Source organism: Kosmotoga sp., from assembly GCF_982836095.1.
Genome location: NZ_CEYIHJ010000230.1, coordinates 1 through 2,219, shown reverse-complemented (window position 1 = coordinate 2,219; position 2,219 = coordinate 1). Strand labels below are relative to the sequence as shown.

2 protein-coding genes are annotated in these 2,219 nt (G+C 41.0%); both read left to right on the top strand.

Annotated elements, in window-relative coordinates:
* Positions 1-378: 378 nt before the first annotated feature.
* Positions 379-1,170: a patatin-like phospholipase family protein gene (locus AC3LHT_RS10515; protein WP_488662858.1), complete on the top strand. Its 792-nt coding sequence runs from the start codon at positions 379-381 to the stop codon at positions 1,168-1,170.
* Entirely contained in the window at positions 1,148-1,891 is a 744-nt protein-coding gene (locus tag AC3LHT_RS10510) for a hypothetical protein (RefSeq protein WP_488662857.1), read from the top strand. The genes AC3LHT_RS10515 and AC3LHT_RS10510 overlap by 23 nt, the downstream gene beginning before the upstream one ends.
* Positions 1,892-2,219: the final 328 nt, after the last annotated feature.

Here is a 2,219-nt window from a genome sequence, read left to right as displayed (position 1 = left end):
GTAGTTCAAGGCAACCGCGAAGCGGTTCATGGCAACTTCGTTAGAAGTTCAAAGCGTAAGCAGTTCATAGCGGGTTTTGGCTGGTAAGAGCCGAGTTACGAGTCAGGAGTCACGAGAGAGAACATCTAAACCCCAACAACCAAACCCTAAACCCGTCCCTTGATGCCCTAGACTCCATTCCTTAGTCGATTGCGCTAGTAGTTCAAGGCAACCGCGAAGCGGTTCATGGCAACTTCGTTAGAAGTTCAAAGCAACTGCGTAAGCAGTTCATAGCGGGTTTTGGCTGGTAAGAACCGAGTCACGTGATTCGAGTCGCGAGAGAGAGAACATCAAACCCCAACAACTAAACCCTAGACCCTGCTCTTAAGAGGTGATCAAATGAATGGATTGGTCCTTGCTGCTGGAGGTGTAAAGGGATTTGCACACATAGCTGTGCTGAGACTGCTGCAAGAGGAAAACATTGATATAGATATTGTCACCGGGTCATCTGCCGGGGCAATCGTTGCGGCGCTGTATGCACTTTACAAAGATTGGGAGAAAGTGCTAGAAGAATTTTCTGCTGCTGTAGATGACCAATTACCTGCCATGAAGAAATACCTGAAGAAGATAGAAGGGCCAAATATCTGGAGCATTATTTACAGGTCGCTTATATCTCTTGAGGAATATTATCCTTTTTTCAGGATTTTGTTTGGCAAAAAGAGGTTTTCAGATTGCAAAATCCCCCTTGGCGTAGTGGTTTTTGATACCGTATCATTGGAATCCATGCTGATAACAGAGGGATATCTTGTTGAAGCAGTGATGGCAAGCTCTTCAGTTCCTGGTGTTTTCAGCCCGGTGTGGCTGGGAGGGACCCAGACCCTTGATGGTGGTGTATTAAGGCCGGTCCCGGTTGATGAAGCTCGCACGCTTGGTGCAGATTATGTCATAGCAAGCAACTTTGAGAAAGAAACTCCAAAAAAGCCCCAGGATCAAATGGAATTGCTCTTGTTTTTAGATGCCTGGAAAGAAAGATACATAAAATCTAAAGAGTTGGAAAAGGCTGATATTGTGTTCAACCACAGGATAAATTATCCATGGTATGCCTTTGAAAAATACAGAGAAATTTTTGAAGAAAGCTGGTTTGTACTTTGTAAAAGGAGGGAAAGAAATGAAATTGTCTTTCGGCGGTGATTCGATATTTTATCTTTCCCTACCCGGGGCTATAAAGGCAATAAACGAGTCTTCGATCAAGCTGGATGAAATCCATTGTGTAGGCTTCTCTTGTATTCCCCTTTTTTTCTCTGAATACTATAAATCTGAAGACAGGGCCTTTTCCGTTGTGAGAAACATCTGGAAAGATGTTCGCAAAACCTTTCAACACCTGGATGATAACAGACTTTTGAAGACAGTAGATCTTTTAAAAACGCTTTATAGGCTTGGTAGGCCTATGCATGGTATAACACCCATAAGAGTTTTGGAGGATTTTGTAGATAAATACTTCCCGGATATAACCACTGATAAAGTTCCGCGATTAAAGATACACGCCTTCAATTTAGAAAAAGGCGATGATAAGATAATCCACGGTAACCTTAGAGAAGCGATGAAAATGACACTTGCTTTTCCAATTCATTTTGGGGCGTATAACAACCATGTGTCCGGGGCAAACGTATGTGGAGTTCACGAAGCAGATATGCTGTTTTTGTTAAATATGGCTCAAAAACCGATTCCAAGAAATGCCTTTGATTACATGATGCTCTCAACCATTTCGAGAACGTATGAAATTACACGTTATCACAAAGAGAAAGCCAGATATGTTATTCAATTCAACGAAACGAATTCAGAACCTGACCATTTGGTTCCCCAACTATATCAAAAGACCAGGAAAAAGCTGAAGGAATTCGGACTGTTTTAAAGTAAGAAATGATTTGCCTCATATATACATCAGCTTAGAACAGTAGTTTAAAAACAACATGGCATTTGCGCCATTTTGCTCTGCTTCAATGTACTTCGTTATTTCCAATCCGGCGATAGATCTACATAAGATTTTCAATATGTGAAAGTTTCCCGAATGAAAAATATTCAAAAAGCTAATGAAAATGCGAGTATATAATTGATATAGAATCCACATAGAGATTTGCTGCTTGAAATATAAATCCAGACATGGCCTTGACAGTCCGAATAAGCGAGAAATGCGTTTTATGAACGTTGAAAATCTCCGGAGGAAAATATCATGAATAAAT

Bases quoted from the DNA above. Each gene is read 5' to 3' on its own strand.
- AC3LHT_RS10515 (WP_488662858.1), top strand. From the start codon at position 379: ATGAATGGATTGGTCCTTGCTGCTGGAGGTGTAAAGGGATTTGCACAC.
- AC3LHT_RS10510 (WP_488662857.1), top strand. From the start codon at position 1,148: ATGAAATTGTCTTTCGGCGGTGATTCGATATTTTATCTTTCCCTACCC.